Origin of the sequence: Robertmurraya sp. DFI.2.37, assembly GCF_029211245.1 — a bacterium.
Taxonomy (GTDB): domain Bacteria; phylum Bacillota; class Bacilli; order Bacillales; family Cytobacillaceae; genus Robertmurraya; species Robertmurraya methanolica_A.
Map to the genome: position 1 here is coordinate 1 of NZ_JARGEJ010000902.1, position 287 is coordinate 287.

1 protein-coding gene is annotated in these 287 nt (G+C 42.5%); it reads left to right on the forward strand.

Going from position 1 to position 287, the window contains the following annotated elements; all coding sequences use genetic code 11:
- Positions 1-59: 59 nt before the first annotated feature.
- On the forward strand, positions 60-287 hold a 228-nt coding region (locus PZE06_RS29095), incomplete at its 3' end, for a hypothetical protein (RefSeq protein WP_275792553.1).

Sequence of the window (287 nt, forward strand, 5' to 3'; positions counted from 1 at the left end):
CTGTTGAATAGATTATGAAGAGAGGATTTAGTGGAGTCTTGATTAAAGGAGGTTGTGAGATGGCTTACGGATATCCTGGTCCTTATGCATATCCAACCCCTTATCCACCTCCATACTATCCTGGAAGTGGTGCTTGGGCGGCGTTATGGATTGTTTTGTTCGTCCTTTTATTAATTTTCTTTGGATGGTGGTACTTCGGGGGGGTCCTATCGTTAAGGCGGAAAGTTAATACTATCTATCTTTTAGCAGTAGGCAAAATGCTTGCTGCTTCCATTTTGGCACTAGTA